This window comes from Ginsengibacter hankyongi, from assembly GCF_008710285.1.
GTDB classification, from domain to species: Bacteria; Bacteroidota; Bacteroidia; order Chitinophagales; family Chitinophagaceae; genus Ginsengibacter; species Ginsengibacter hankyongi.
Window position 1 is genome coordinate 232,050 of record NZ_VYQF01000001.1, and the last position, 15,553, is coordinate 247,602.

8 protein-coding genes are annotated in these 15,553 nt (G+C 36.4%); 6 read left to right on the plus strand and 2 right to left on the minus strand.

The window, feature by feature from the left end; all coding sequences use genetic code 11:
* The first annotated feature begins 107 nt into the window (after window positions 1–107).
* The 3 genes from FW778_RS01035 to FW778_RS01045 are packed head-to-tail and all read left to right on the plus strand — an operon-like array spanning window position 108 to window position 8,067.
* Complete coding sequence (locus tag FW778_RS01035) at window positions 108–5,237, plus strand: translocation/assembly module TamB domain-containing protein (RefSeq protein ID WP_150412715.1); 5,130 nt, start codon at window positions 108–110, stop codon at window positions 5,235–5,237.
* A complete protein-coding gene (gene tamL, locus FW778_RS01040) occupies window positions 5,227–7,533 on the plus strand; it encodes a translocation and assembly module lipoprotein TamL (protein ID WP_150414362.1) in 2,307 nt (768 codons plus the stop codon). Before FW778_RS01035 ends, tamL begins: the two co-directional genes overlap by 11 nt.
* A gap of 21 nt (window positions 7,534–7,554) precedes the next feature.
* Complete coding sequence (locus FW778_RS01045) at window positions 7,555–8,067, plus strand: hypothetical protein (RefSeq protein WP_150412716.1); 513 nt, start codon at window positions 7,555–7,557, stop codon at window positions 8,065–8,067.
* A gap of 150 nt (window positions 8,068–8,217) precedes the next feature.
* Here the strand turns inward: FW778_RS01045 and secDF are convergent, their stop codons facing one another.
* Window positions 8,218–11,220, minus strand: a complete 3,003-nt coding sequence (secDF, locus tag FW778_RS01050) for a protein translocase subunit SecDF (protein WP_150412717.1) — start codon at window positions 11,218–11,220, stop codon at window positions 8,218–8,220.
* Window positions 11,221–11,362: 142 nt separating this feature from the next.
* Between secDF and FW778_RS01055 the strand changes: the two genes are divergently transcribed.
* Both FW778_RS01055 and FW778_RS01060 read left to right on the plus strand, forming a co-directional pair.
* On the plus strand, window positions 11,363–12,706 hold the full coding sequence (locus FW778_RS01055) for a serine hydrolase (RefSeq protein WP_150412718.1): 1,344 nt from the start codon (window positions 11,363–11,365) through the stop codon (window positions 12,704–12,706).
* Window positions 12,707–12,764: 58 nt separating this feature from the next.
* Window positions 12,765–13,967 carry a pyridoxal phosphate-dependent aminotransferase gene (locus FW778_RS01060; RefSeq protein ID WP_150412719.1) on the plus strand — a complete coding sequence of 401 codons (1,203 nt, stop codon included), beginning with the start codon at window positions 12,765–12,767 and terminating at the stop codon, window positions 13,965–13,967.
* A gap of 53 nt (window positions 13,968–14,020) precedes the next feature.
* Here the strand turns inward: FW778_RS01060 and coaE are convergent, their stop codons facing one another.
* Window positions 14,021–14,614 carry a dephospho-CoA kinase gene (gene coaE, locus FW778_RS01065; protein ID WP_150412720.1) on the minus strand — a complete coding sequence of 198 codons (594 nt, stop codon included), beginning with the start codon at window positions 14,612–14,614 and terminating at the stop codon, window positions 14,021–14,023.
* A 99-nt stretch (window positions 14,615–14,713) separates the two neighbouring features.
* On the opposite strand from coaE, the gene FW778_RS01070 reads away from it, so the two are divergent.
* On the plus strand, window positions 14,714–15,469 hold the full coding sequence (locus tag FW778_RS01070; RefSeq protein ID WP_150412721.1) for a hypothetical protein: 756 nt from the start codon (window positions 14,714–14,716) through the stop codon (window positions 15,467–15,469).
* Window positions 15,470–15,553 lie beyond the last annotated feature (84 nt).

Consider the following 15,553-nt stretch of genomic DNA (forward strand, 5'->3'; position numbering starts at 1 on the left):
ATGGGTATCGTCATAAATTATCTATTTCAACTTTAAATTACCCTAATAACTATTATTTGGTTTAGATTTTGATACTTTGATTTTAATATTTCAGGGTAAAATTATTTATGGATTCAAAAGAGAAGGTTCCTCAAAAAAAAAGATCGTTTATAGCTAAGACCGTGCGGGTGGTCGCGTGGATTATTGGTTCTATTATTTTTCTAATTATTGTGGCTTTATTGCTTATTCAAACAGGCCCGGTTCAAAACTTTGCCCGAAAAAAAATCGTAGGATACCTGGAAAACAAATTAAAGACCAAAGTTGAAATTGGCAGGCTTGATGTAAAATTTCCAACTTCTCTTTCTTTGCAAAATATTTTTTTTGAGGATCAATCGAAAGACACCTTATTATACGGTGGCGAATTGGATATTGATATAAGTATGTTGAAGCTTTTAAAAAGTGAAATAAATATCCAGGAGATTTCGGTTAATAACATTATGGCCAAAATAAGAAGGCTTCCTCCCGATTCCACTTTCAATTTTCAATATATAATTGATGCATTTGCAGGTTCTCCTGCCAAATCATCTAAGGTGAAGGACACCTCTGGTTTAAAGATGAATATTGACAGGATTTTCATAAATAACACACACATTATTTACAAAGATGCTTATACGGGGAATGATATGGATTTAGCAGTGGGGCATCTTGATACAAAAATTTCCACATTCGATCCTTCACATTTATTATTTGATATTCCGTCAATAACATTAAAAGGACTTAAAGGACATTTTTACCAAATGGAGCCGTTAAAACAATCAGTTAAAAAGACGGTTTCTGAAGCAGCGGCGCAGTCTGATAATGTTCTGCAATTCATCAATAAGGAAATGAATTTTTCCGAGATTAATGTGGCGTATAAAAGTGAACCTTCCAATATAAATTCATCTTTTGTAATTGACAACCTGGTAATACATCCAAAAAAGTTTGATCTTAAAAACAGTATTTACACCCTCGATGACGCGACATTAAATAATTCAGCCATTGTTATAGAAACGGCCTCAAAGAAACCTGTACAACTGCCGCAGGATACTACACTCACTACCGCACCGGTTCCTCCTTTCAATATATTTTCCGGAGCGATAGTTATTAATAAAAGTAGCCTGAAATACGACGACAATTCAGTCCCACATGCTGCTAACGGTATGGATTATTCGCACTTAAATCTTACTGACCTTTCCTTAAAAGCTAATGACCTTGCCTATAACATTGATACAACATCCGTCTCTGTAAAATCTGCCAGCCTTAAAGAACAAAGTGGATTTGTATTAGATAATCTTACGGCTGATTTTACTATGAATCCCTCCGGTGTTTCACTGCAAAATTTATTAATTGAAACTCCCGGATCCGAAATAAGAAAATCGGCGGCTATAAGTTATCCTTCACTGAATGCCATAAAAAAAGATCCTGGCCTGCTCGCTCTTGATATAGATTTACAAAACAGCAAAATATCTATAAAAGACTTAAAGACTTTTTTACCTGCATTAAGTTCACAAAGCATTTCACTTTCCAACAACTCAACCTTATATGCAGATGCAAGAATAACGGGAAAAGTGAATGATTTAAATTTTCAAAGACTAATTTTAAGAGGTTTAAGTGCCACCGATATAAATGCGTCAGGAGTTGTAAAAGGCTTGCCTGATCCAAAGAAAATAAATGTTGATCTCACAATAAAAAAATTTCAGACATCCCGAACTGATATCCTTTCCATACTACCTGCGTCAACCTTACCTCCAAATATTACATTGCCTGAAAACGTTTCAGCAAATGGAATGGTAAAAGGAGGAATGGATAATTTGAATACGAATCTAACTATTAACAGCAGCCTTGGTGGCGCAAAGGTGAAAGGCATTTTAATAAATATTACTGACTCCAACAGAGCTCAATATGACCTTTCACTAAGTGCAAGAAATATACAGTTAGGTACTTTATTAAAAAATCCAAAACTTGGTTTGCTCACCGGAGATTTTAAAATTAAGGGTAAAGCATACAATCCTGCCGTTGCGAATGCGACATTTAGCGGTGTTATATCAACTATCACCCTCAACGGGTATAATTATTCAAACATAAAAGCCGATGGATTTATCGCTAATAAAATTTATAAAATAACAGCGAATATCAACGATCCCAACCTTGTTGCCAACATATCTGCAGGTGGTGAATATTCAGGAAAATACCCGGGCGTAAAATTAAACGCGACTATCGACAGCATAAAAACTTTACCGCTACATCTCTCTTCAAACGCAATCGTTTATCATGGAGATATTGATGGAGATTTTACAAATACTGATCCAGATAATCTTTCCGGAAATTCAATGGTAACCCATTCGATCTTGGTAAATGACGGCAAAAGATTTACGTTGGATTCTTTACAGCTAATTGCTGGCAATAATAATGGAAATCATCAACTTGAATTATCATCAGATTTTATTTCGGCATCAATTAAAGGGAAATATAGATTAACCCAACTGGCCGATGTATTTCAGCAAGCGATTGATCCGTATTTCTCAATGAGTGCAAAGAAAAACATTGTAAAGGTTGATCCATATAATTTCACAATTAGCGCCGGCGTTAATGATAACCCCGCATTAAGAGCTTTTTTACCAACACTTACTGCACTAAAACCAATTACACTTTACGGGGCTTTTACCAGCGATACCGGCTGGAACGTTTTTATAAAATCACCGTATGTAGCTTATAACGGAACTACCATTAACAATGCCGAGGTAGATGCAGCCACAAAAAACGGAGCACTTGAGTTTAATACATCCTTTAAACAAATTAAAAACGGCACGGCATTTAGCATGTATGCCACCACGTTAGAAGGAACATTGCAGAACAATAATCTCAACTTCACGTTGAACATAAAAGATCAAAAATCTACTGATAAATATACGATGACCGGACTGCTTTCCATTCCATCTACCAGCAATTACACTTTTAGTTTAAAGCCAGGCAGCCTCTTGTTGAATTATGACAAATGGAATATAAACGAAGGAAACAGTATTCAATATATAAATGGTGGCGTGCAGGCACACAATTTTGTTTTGAGCCAGAACAATCAACAATTAAGTTTAAATAGTGCCGGAACCGACAATAACAGCCCGTTGCAACTTAACCTTAAAAACTTTAAGATCGCAACGCTCACAGGTTTTGTAGAAAGCGACTCTCTATTAGTTAATGGATTATTAAATGGAAATGCAGTTGTAAAAAACTTACAAACACAGCCAACTTTTACCACTGACCTGACTGTAGAAAATTTAAGTATCTACCAGGATACCATTGGAAACTTTACAGCCAAAGTGAATAACAATGTTGCCAGCACTTATCATGCGGATTTAACTCTTAAAGATCGCGGAAATGATGTTAGTATTAATGGCGATTACATGGTAAAACCCACCAATAGCAGTTATAACTTCATAGCGAATATTGCATCATTCCAAATGCATTCGTTAGAAGGATTTACAAAGGGTGGTATAAAAGATGCACGAGGCTTTTTGTCGGGGAAAATTGCATTGAACGGCAGTTTAAACAGCCCTAATATTGATGGTAAACTCAATTTTAATAATACGGCATTCAATGTAAGTGCATTTAATAATGTATTTAAAATCGACAAAGCATCAATAGCTGTGATTAACAATAAAGGGATCGAATTTCAGAATTTTATAATACGCGATACTGCTGAAAGCGAACTTGCAATCGGGGGAAATGTTAACACGACAGATTTTTTGAATTACAGTTTTGATCTCACAATAAAAGCCAGGAATTTCCAGGCAATAAATTCTACCAATAAAGACAATAAATTGTTTTACGGAAAAATGGTTTTCTCAACCAATCTTACTGTAAAGGGAACTCCAACACATCCAGTTATAGACGGTAACCTGACCATAAACAATAAAACTGATTTCACGGTTGTTCTTCCACAACAGGAACCGGGAGTTGAGAAGAGAGAAGGTATCGTGCGCTTTGTAGACTATAGTGCCACGGCGGAAGATTCATTATTGATGGTGCCTTACGATTCATTAAATGTATCTCCGTTATTAGGGTACGACGTTTCAATAAATATTAACGTAACTAAAGAAGCTACCTTTAATATGATTGTTGATGCAGCCAACGGAGATTTTCTCAAACTAAAAGGAACAGCGCAGCTAACGGCCGGCATAGACGCAAGTGGCAAAATAACACTGGTTGGCTCTTACGAAATTGATGAAGGAGCTTATAATCTTTCTTTCAATTTTTTAAAGCGAAATTTTATCATACAAAAAGGAAGCAGGATTGTATGGACCGGTGAGCCAACGACTGCCCAGATTAGCGTTACTGCTATCTATATCGCTAACACTGCTCCCTTAGATCTTGTGCAAGGGCAGGTAGCAGGCGATCAAACTATTTACAAACAAAAATTGCCGTTTGAAGTACACCTTTCGCTGAACGGTGAACTTTTAAAACCACAGATAAGTTTTGATATTGTGTTACCATCAGATAAAAATTACAATGTTGACAATTCGATTGTGTCAACTGTTCAAAATAAACTGGTACAGGTAAGGCAGGACCCGGGGGAAATGAATAAACAGGTTTTTGCTCTTTTGTTATTGAACCGCTTTGTCGGCGAAAATCCTTTTGACAACAGCGGCGCAAGTTCAATTAACGCAAGCACATTTGCAATGCAGAGTGTAAGCAGGTTATTATCGGAACAATTAAATGCGCTTACAAAAAATCTTATAGAAGGCGTGGATATAAATTTTGATGTGGCAACCACGCAGGATTACACAACAGGCAGCCAGCAAAACCGGACAGACCTGAATGTTGGAATTACGAAACGGTTATTGAGCGATCGTTTAACCGTTACCGTTGGTAGCGATTTTGAATTGCAGGGACCGCAACCGACGAACAATTCACAACAAAATTTTGCAGGAGATATTTCAATAAATTATAAACTGAGTAAAGATGGCAAATACATGTTGCGTGCTTACCGTAAAAACGATTATACAGATATAATAGAAGGTTATGTAATTGAAACCGGAATTGGATTTGTTATATCTGCGGATTACAACAAATTCAAAGAACTTTTTTCAACTAAAGAGCAGCGTAGGAAGAAAAGGCAAATAAGAAAAGAAAACAAAACAATAAATAAACAGGATACAATAAGAAAAGAGGATGAGCAAACCATTACTCCGCCCTCAAAAGCAAATGAGAATGATAAATAAACGATACCAGGCAATTTTATTAATAGGGATGTTATTTATGGGCGCTTGTAATCCAACGAAACTTGTGCCTAAAGGCGATGCACTATATACGGGTGCGACTATAAAGGTTGATGACAGTACTCTTTCAAAAAAAGAAAAGAATAAAATTGTAGATCTTACCGAGCATGTTCCGCGCCCTATTCCCAACAGCAGGTTCCTGGGTGTCCCTCTCAAATTATTATTTTATAACCTCGCCGGAAATCCTAAGAAAACAAAAGGATTTCTCAGGAAATTTTTCAGGAATATAGGTGAGCCTCCAGTATTATTAAGCTCCGTAAATGTTGATTACAATTCAAAAGTCCTTCAAAACTATCTTGAAAATATTGGGTATTTCCATGCACAGGCAAGTGGTGATACAATTGTTAAGCGAAAAAGAGCTCACGCAACTTATACCCTTACTCCGGGGCCCGTTTATACAATTCAAAATGTAAGTTTTCAAACAGACAGTTCATCGCTCGGAAGAACCATCCAGGAAACAAGATCTACATCGCTACTTAAATCTGGCGATCATTTTAATCTTGAGGTTATCAAGAACGAACGTGACCGCATAGACGCAATTTTGAAAGAGCAGGGCTATTATTATTTCAGCCCCGAGCTACTAATTGTTAATGCTGATAGCACCATTGGAAATAATAAAGTAAATATGTATTTGCAGGTTAAGGAAAAAACACCTGCGCTTGCCAGGAAGCCATATATCATCGATAATGTATACATATATCCCAATTATCGTTTAAACGCAAAATCAAGTGATACAAGCCATTTAAATGAATCTTTGTATGAAGGTTATTACATTGTAGATCCTTTAAAAAAATTCAAGCCTCAATTATTTCCTCGTATCATGATGTTTGATTCCGGGGATGTTTACAGCCGAACCGCTCACAATCTTACCTTAAGCAGGCTTATCAACCTGGATGTTTTTAAGTTTGTAAAAAACAGGTTTGAAGATTCTCCTAACAGCCAGGGCGATACAGGCAGGCTGAATACTTATTATTACCTTACTCCATCCCCAAAAAAATCATTAAGAGCAGAAATTTCTGGTAACACTAAATCTAATAATTATGTTGGCTCATTAATAACTGTTACTTACAAAAACAGGAATATTTTTCGCGGAGCGGAGCATCTCGATCTGCATGCCAACGTAGGAAGTGAAGTCCAATATAGCGGTTATCAGAGTGGTTATAACACCTACAGATTAGGCGGCGGTTTAACTTTTACAATACCAAAATTTGTCGTTCCGTTTTTTAAATTCAATACCACGAATGCCTTTGTGCCTAGCACTAAAATGGATTTAAGTTATGACCTGTTGACTCGTTTAAAATTATATACGCTCAGTTCTTTTACTTCTCAATTAGGTTATTCATGGAAACCCAATATAAAAGTTCAGCAGGATTTTAACCCCTTTGCAATAAACTACGTTCGTGCAATAAAAATTACACAAAAATATCTTGATAGTATAAAATCAAATCCAATTTTAAAACATGCGGTGGATACCCAGTTTGTAATTGGTTCTAACTATTCGTATACGGTAGACCCGTTAATTAATAATCCTTACGGAAGCGGCTTTTATTTTAATGGCCTTGCCGATCTTTCAGGAAATATTTCAGGATTATTAATTAAAGCTGATCCTGCAGACGGAAAAAAGAAACTATTTGGGGCTCCTATCTCACAATATATAAAAACACAACTTGAAGGAAGATATTACTACGCCTTCACTCCAAAAATTAGGTTGGCTAATCGCATGATTATAGGCTTCGGTTATCCGTATGGCAATTCAACTGAACTACCTTTTATAAAACAATTTTTTATTGGAGGAAATAACAGCGTACGGGCTTTTCGAAGCCGTTCTGTTGGTCCCGGCACCTATCGCGACCCCAAAGCCGACAGCCTCACTTTTTTCCCTGATGAATCAGGAGATATAAAACTTGAAATGAATACCGAACTGCGATACAAGATTAATAATATTCTTGAAGGTGCGTTCTTTGTAGATGCAGGAAATATATGGCTGTACAACAAAGACATTCACCGCCCGGGCGGTGAGTTTACAAAAGACTTTTTAAATCAATTAGCGGTTGGTACAGGTGTTGGTTTACGCCTTAATTTAACTATACTATTATTAAGAATTGATTTAGCAACTCCATTAAGAGACCCGTGGCTGCCACAGGGTAGCAGGTGGGTTATTAATAAAATAAATTTTAGAAACCGGGATTGGCGAAGGAAAAACCTTGTTTTGAATTTAGCCATAGGATATCCCTTCTAAAATTTATTTGTAAATTTAGATATGAAACCTGCATTTTCAATTTTTTCAGGGATTGTATTCTTCTTCATGTTTGGTTGCAGATCTGGCAATAATGAAAATATACAGGTTGTAACGCAGGATACTGTTTATGACTATGCTGATTCGTTAGATACAGATTCCATTTTGAATGTAAAAAGTAAAGCTTTATTGTGGCATGTTACTGATTCCAATGGATTAAAAATTCGGAAGCCGGACGTTGCAGGTATAGATACCATGTCTGCACAAAGTGTAATTCAACTGGTAAATAATAATTACGATTCTATTCACCTCGACTTAGTTAGAATATCTCACGATACCATTTACATTCATATTCCAAATAGCGAAATGCTCACCGAAAGAATTGGAAGTACCGGTGCTGAAATGTTTATGGCGTCAACCACTTTTTCTCTTACTTCCGTACAAGGTATTCACTTCGTAAATTATGCTTTCGTAGCGGGCGAGCATGCTGCGCCAGGTGTCTTTGACAGAAGTGATTTTAAAAACCTACAGCAGTAAAAATTATCACTTTTCCTTCCTGGTTAATTGTTGTTGTAGACAGTAGTTATTACTAAATAGGAGATATTTTTTTTAACAACAAAATGATAAATACTTATCAAGCCTGTCAGTAGTACACTAACAGGCTTGATAAAAATTTGTTTTTAAAATTTATTTTGCTTTAGCCAATTTTGCCGCATCAGCTTTTTTTAATTTTTCAGTTGCATGGTCCGCTTCGCCCAATGGCCTGTCTTTTGCAAAATCAACCAATATAGGAGATGCCACAAAGATAGATGAATAAGTTCCGGTAATAACACCTATCAACATCGCAAATGCAAATCCTCTTGTAACTTCTCCGCCGAAAATAAACAGGATAAGTAAAGTAAGAAATACTGTAACAGATGTCATGATGGTTCGGCTCAATGTATCATTTACGGCCCTGTTAATAATGGTTGGTTTATCCGCACCTTTCATGTGGCGGCTGTATTCCCTTATCCTGTCGAATACAATAACCGTATCGTTCATCGAGAAACCAATTACCGTTAGTATCGCCGCTATAAAATGCTGATCAATTTCTAATGGAAAAGGAACAATATTTTTGAAAAATGAAAACACGGCAAGTGCTACAAACACATCATGTAACAACGAAATGATTGTTCCCATTGAATAACGCCAATCGCGGAAACGAATAAAGATGTACAATATAATTGCTATCAATGCAAATATGGTTGCTTTAATAGCGCCATTTCTCAAATCTTTAGAAATCACGGGTTGCACTACCTGCGAGCCCTGGATATTATTTTTTGCAAATTGCTGGTAAGTAAGTGTTGGCGGCAATTTTGATTTCAAACCCTGGTATAAACGGGTAAGCACGGCACTATCCGCATTTTCTTCACCTATCTTATAAGAAGTAGTAATGTTCAAATGCCTATTATCACCTACGGTTTTTATTTCAGGATAATCGCCTTCAAATGCATCACGAAGACTGTTACGAACATCATCATTTTTTACATCTTGTGAAAATTCTACAGTATAACTTCTGCCTCCTTTAAATTCAACTCCCTGTTTAAACCCGTTAAAGAAAGAGCTTACACCGAGAATTAAAACTACAACCGAAAGCATATAAGCATACTTCCTGTATTCAATAAATTTAAAATTAGCATGCTTAAAAATCTTCTTAGAAAATGTAGTAAAATATTCAAAGTGTCTCTTCTTACTCATCCACACATCGGTAACCAACCTGGATAATAATATTCCGCAGAAAAGAGATAACGAGATGCCCAACATTTGCGTAGTTGCAAAACCTTTTACGGGGCCTAATCCAAAGTAAAAAAGAATTGCAGCAGTTAAAAATGTAGTAACGTGAGCATCAATTACCGGGGCCAGCGATCGCCTGTAACCATCGTGTACCGCCTGCTGATAATTTTTCCCCCGGACAAGTTCTTCTTTTATTCTTTCAAAAATAATTACGTTAGTATCTACTGCCATACCAATTGTAAGCACAAGACCAGCAATACCAGCCGCAGTAAGCGAAGCGCCCAAAGCACTCAACACCCCAATTGTAAATAATAAGTTTAATATTAAGGCAATGTTGGCAACCCAGCCTGCTGTATTATAATATATCAGCATTAATATAAAAATTACGAGGAACGAAATGGCAAACGCCTTAGCGCCGCCCTGCACCGCCTCTTTGCCAAGTGTAGGACCAACAATTTGCTCGGATACAATCTTTGCAGGTGCATCTATTTTACCAATTTTTAAAATGTTGGCTAGGTCTTGCGCTTCCTGTACACTAAAATTACCACTGATCTCAGAGTTACCTCCGTCAATAGCACCGATTACATTTGGCGCACTGTACACTACATCGTCCAAAACAATTGCGATCGGCCTGTTCACATTATCAGCGGTCATTTTTGCCCAAGTGCGTGTACCCGTTGGCGTCATCTGCATTTTAATGGCAGGCCGTCCATGTTCATCATAATCTGCTGAAGCATCTTCTACTCCTTCACCTTCCAGCTTGGCTTTATCGGTACCCGGTAAGGTTTTTATGGCATACAATTCAAAATACCTGTGACCAGATTTTTCATCTTTTTCTTCGAGACCGTATAAAAACTTCAGGTTAGCCGGGAAATTATTTTTTACAACATCAAGGTTGAGGTATTCATTAACCTTTGCAGTATCCTTCTCGTCTACATTTGCAATTTGGGCATAATATTGTTGCTTACCGGTTTTATCCTGCTGAGGGCCAATAAAGTGAATCACGTTCGCAAGAGGATGATCATTTGCTGCTAACTTTGAAGAATCAGTTTTATTTGCAGTAGTGTCGTTTATGCTTTTCGTCGAATCTGGCTTTGTACCATTCAAATATTGAGCAAGGGCTTTATCCGCATCTTCAATATTTTTACTTATTTCGCCAATATTATATACTTCCCAAAACTGCAAATGTGCAGACGCCTGCAGTAACTTTCTAACTCTTGTTGCATCCTGTACACCAGGAAGTTCAACAGTAATAATTCCTTTATTTTCTTCAAGATTGGTGGATGTTTGTGCAACACCAAACTGGTCAACACGGTTTGATAAAATCTTATAAGTCTGATTGATAGCAGATTTTGAAATCGTTTCCAACTGATCCAATACCTGCTGATCGCTGTCAGTAATTTTTACAGATTTCCCGGCCCCCGCAAACAGAGAAGCAAGATTAGCCGAAGGGTTCTGTTGTTTAAAAACCTGCCCAAATAATGCTATGTAGTCAAGGTCGCTTTTTGCTTTTTGCGCATTAGCAGCATTCAAAGCATTTAGAAGTTGTGGGTCTTTAGGGTTGTTGCTTAATGATTTAATAACACCTTCGAGATCTACATTTAAGGTTACATTCATCCCACCTTGCAAATCTAGCCCGAGGTTTAATTCATTCTCTTTACATTTCAGATAGGTTGTTCCAAATACCGGATAAATTTTAGCATCTTTTGTACTATCAAGTATTCGCACTAATTGCCTGGCTACAAGATTGTCTTTTTCATCACCGGTAATGCCGGGATGGCTCATTTTCACAATTTTCTCAGCTTTCTGCTTCATCTTCGCTTCATAGCTATTCACAACCAACGTAAAGGAAAGCTGGTAAATGGAGATCAGAATAAGCGTAATGGCAAAAAACCACACCAAACCTTTCAGTTTCATATCTTAATTTTTAGAAGTTGGCAAAGATAGGGTTTTGAAGTTAAAAACAGCCACGATTTTACGGGGACGCAGGGCTATTTTCAAAATATTAAACCCATTTTTAATTTATTAATTTCAATATTTTTGAAAGAAGATTATTTAAATGAAAATAAAAAAGCTGCCAGTCCTGATATTAACGCCTGTTCTTTTTTGCGCCTGCGCTTCTACAAAAAAAATTCAGACTATATCCCAGCCAAAAATAAATGTTCCTGTATCAACAAAGTTAAATGACACAACCGTGAATAAAGTGATACCCGGAATAGCTCATACTAAAACAGATTCATTTTTGGTTAATTTATTAAGTCAATATCCGCAATATTTTGATAGCGTTGTAAAGAATAAAACAAACTGGAATGTGCAAATAATTTATACTCAAATAAACAGAGATAAAAATAATGTGCCTTCCTTCACAGATTATTTTTTCAATGTAGATTCAGCAAAATACTTTTATCCTGCTTCTACAGTTAAGCTTCCCATTGCATTACTAGCGCTGCAAAGGTTGAATGAACTCAATAAAACAGGCATCACAAGAAGCACGTCGATGATTACGGATGCTGCATATAGTGGGCAAACCGCTACCTACAACGATCCGCAAACGGCAGACGGAAGGCCTACAATAGAAAGTTATATTAAAAGAATTTTTTTAGTGAGCGATAATGAAGCCTTCAACAGGTTGTACGAATTTTTGGGGCAACAATATATTAATGAACAACTACACGCCAAGGGATATGAAGATGCTCAAATTCTTCACCGGCTTGAAATTTCTTTATCAGAAGATGAAAACCGGCATACTAACCCGGTAAATTTTTTAGATAGCAATAACAATGTGTTATATAGCCAGCCGTTGGTATACAATTCCGATATTTATGATGAAAGACATGATTCACTCGGTGATGCTTATTACAGTAATGGCCAACTTATAAATACGCCAATGAATTTTTCGAAGAAGAACAGGGTAAGCCTGGAAGACCTTCATCAAATATTAAGAAGTGTTATTTTTCCTGGTGAGGTACCTGAAAAACAACGATTCAATCTTACTAAAACTGATTATGATTTTGTTTATCAATACATGTCACAGTTTCCATCGGAAACTATTCATCCATCTTATGATTCGCTTCCCGATGCATATGTGAAATTCTTATTGTACGGCGCACAAAAAGAACCTTTACCAAAAAATATCAGGATTTTTAACAAGCCTGGAGACGCTTACGGGCAAATGATTGACATAGCTTACATTACCGATTTTGATAAAAATATAGAGTTCTTTTTATCGGCAGCTATTAATTGCAATACGGATGTAGTTTTGAATGATGATAAATATGAATACGATACAATTGGATTGCCGTTCATGAAAAACCTGGGGCGGGTAATTTATAATTATGAGTTAAAAAGAAAAAAAACCTTTCAACCCGATCTTTCTTCATTCAAAATAAACTACGATAAATAATGTTTTGTTTTACAAAACTGCAATCTCTTATTTTTGCAAAAATTTTATAAAAATAATCATGCAACTTTCTTCGAACCTGTTAAGATTTAATGAACCTGAAACATTAAAAATGGCAAAGCTCAGCCGGGAATTAAGAGCAAGCGGAATTGATGTGGTGGACCTGAGTGTGGGAGAACCAGACTTTAATACACCTGAACACATAAAAGAAGCAGCCAAAAAGGCTATAGATGAAAACTGGAGTCATTATACTCCTGTACCGGGTTATCTCGAACTTAGAGAAGCTATTTGCAGGAAGTTACAACGGGATAACGGCCTCACCTACACGCCGCAACAAATTGTGGTAAGCACAGGAGCCAAACAAAGCATCGCGAATGTAATGCTAAGTATATTGGACGACGATGATGAAATTATTATACCTACCCCCTATTGGGTTTCTTATTCTGAAATCGCAAGATTTGGAAGGGGAAAAGTAATATTTGTTCATACTACGCCGGAGGCAGGTTTTAAATTAACTCCCGAACAACTTGAAGCGGCTATAACACCCAAAACCAAATTATTTATTTTTTCTTCACCTTGTAATCCTACCGGTGCGGTGTACACGAAAATTGAACTGGAAGGTCTTGCGAAGGTATTTCAAAGACATCCTGGTATTTTTATTATCAGCGATGAAATTTATGAGTATATCAATTATGCGCAGGATGGCGGCGGTGGTCATCAAAGTATAGCTCAATTTGATTATTTAAAAGACCGCATAATTATAGTGAACGGATTGAGCAAAGGTTTTGCCATGACCGGATGGAGACTGGGTTACATTGCGGCACCTGTTGAAGTTGCAAAGGCTTGTGAAAAGATACAAGGACAATTTACCAGCGGCACTAATTCAATTGCACAAAGAGCAGCTATTACTGCGTTGGATTCTCCCCTTTCTGCTACACATGAAATGGTAAAAGAATTTAAAGTGCGTAAACAACGTGTGATGGAATTATTAAAAGAGATTCCTAACATAAGATATACCGAACCCGATGGAGCATTTTACATTTTTCCTGAAGTAAAATATTACTTTGGTAAAAAAGCAGGTGATGAAGTGATTAATAATGCCAGCGATCTTTGTATGTATTTGTTAAACACAGCACATGTATCAACGGTAAGCGGCGATGCATTTGGCGAGCCTTCATGTATAAGAATTTCTTTCGCAAATAATATGAAAAATATTGAGGAAGGACTGAGGAGAATTAAGAAAGGGGTGGAAGTAATCAGTTAATTTGTTTTTAAATTTAAATTTAATTTAACCCGGATTTGTTTTACTAATTCGGGTTAATTTTTAGCAGCCAGTTCCAAAAGCTTTTCGTGTAAAGCAAGTACCTGCGGTATAAGCATTTGTTGCTCATCATTTACTATAACGTAATCGCACAGACGAATTTTTGATTCTGCATCCATTTGTTTATCCATTCTGGCCTTCACCTGTTCCTCGGTAATATTATCACGGGCCATCGCTCGCTTTATGCTAAGTTCAACCGGCGATTTTACGCCTATAACATAATCAAGATCTTTATTGGAACCGCTTTCAAAAATTAAGGCAGCTTCTTTAATTACATAAGGCGCAGTTTGCCCCTGCATCCAGTGCAACGCACCTTCAATGGTAGCCGGATGTACCAGCGAATTTAAAAGTTTTATTTTTTCATGATCGTTAAAAACCACGTCAGATAAGTATTTGCGGTTGAGTTCACCATTCAAATAAGCATTATTTCCAAAAGCCTTTTTTATTTTATTCTTTAATTCTTCATCTTCATTCATTAATTTTTTAGACGCTTCATCGGCGTAAAACACCGGGATACCCAGCACCTCAAATATATGAGCGACTGTACTTTTTCCGCTTCCAATTCCACCTGTTAAACCTACTCTTTTCATTTTAGAAATATATAAGCAAAATTAATATATTATCCAGGTGTTAAATGTGATTTATCAAATCTGTTAATTAATTATATTTACCAATTAAAGAAAATTTCAATGCTACGAATAATTTCCCTGTTCTTGCTTATTGCTTTTATTTCTCCGGCATTTTCGCAGAACGGAGCTTCAATAAACCGGCCAACGGGAGCTACAAATGGCATTTTAGCTGTTCATCTTGATCCATCAGCCATGTCGAATATTTTATCCGACCCTTTCAGAGGCCAGGGCCTTAAAACCAAGGATGCTTTCGGAGAAGCTGAAGGCAATCCTTTCCTTTTTGATGATTGGAAAGAAGGCGACGTAACTTTAAAAAACGGAGAAAAATATGCATTAAAAAAAATGAATTTAGATGCATCCAGGGATCAATTCGTTTATACTGTAAATGATTCCCTTTTCGAATTTTCTAATAATATTAAAGAGGTGAGAATTTACGGAGACGATCATAAAACTGATCCGTCTTCTGATATGGTTTTTAGAACCGATATAAATCCTGATGCCGCGAATTTTGTCCAGGTTCTTAGCAGCGGAAAAGTAACTATCTTTTGTGAATACAGTAAAAAACCTGAAGGTGAAAATTACTCTAATGGAATCGTCAATAACACAAGGAAATATGTACTACATCCAAATTATTTTTCTATAGTTAATAGCCACTCAATCCCCATCAAATTCAGTTCTTCTATACTCGAAAATTTAACTTCCGATAAAAAGAATGAACTTAATAATTTTATAAAAGCGAATCATCTTAAAGTAAAAAATAAGACTGATTTTTTGAAAGCAGTTGCTTACTATAACAATATTAGTACAGCTAATTAAGTGTCTAATCCTCGTGCTTAAGCGACAAATTGTAAACCATTTAGTATATTCTCAATAACTAAAACTATAATTATAAACAAATCT

What these genes read in the sequence shown, in the direction of transcription:
- FW778_RS01035 (WP_150412715.1), top strand. Translation starts at nt 108, where the DNA reads ATGGATTCAAAAGAGAAGGTTCCTCAAAAAAAAAGATCGTTTATAGCT.
- tamL (WP_150414362.1), top strand. Translation starts at nt 5,227, where the DNA reads ATGATAAATAAACGATACCAGGCAATTTTATTAATAGGGATGTTATTT.
- FW778_RS01045 (WP_150412716.1), top strand. Translation starts at nt 7,555, where the DNA reads ATGAAACCTGCATTTTCAATTTTTTCAGGGATTGTATTCTTCTTCATG.
- secDF (WP_150412717.1), bottom strand. Translation starts at nt 11,220, where the DNA reads ATGAAACTGAAAGGTTTGGTGTGGTTTTTTGCCATTACGCTTATTCTG.
- FW778_RS01055 (WP_150412718.1), top strand. Translation starts at nt 11,363, where the DNA reads ATGAAAATAAAAAAGCTGCCAGTCCTGATATTAACGCCTGTTCTTTTT.
- FW778_RS01060 (WP_150412719.1), top strand. Translation starts at nt 12,765, where the DNA reads ATGCAACTTTCTTCGAACCTGTTAAGATTTAATGAACCTGAAACATTA.
- coaE (WP_150412720.1), bottom strand. Translation starts at nt 14,614, where the DNA reads ATGAAAAGAGTAGGTTTAACAGGTGGAATTGGAAGCGGAAAAAGTACA.
- FW778_RS01070 (WP_150412721.1), top strand. Translation starts at nt 14,714, where the DNA reads ATGCTACGAATAATTTCCCTGTTCTTGCTTATTGCTTTTATTTCTCCG.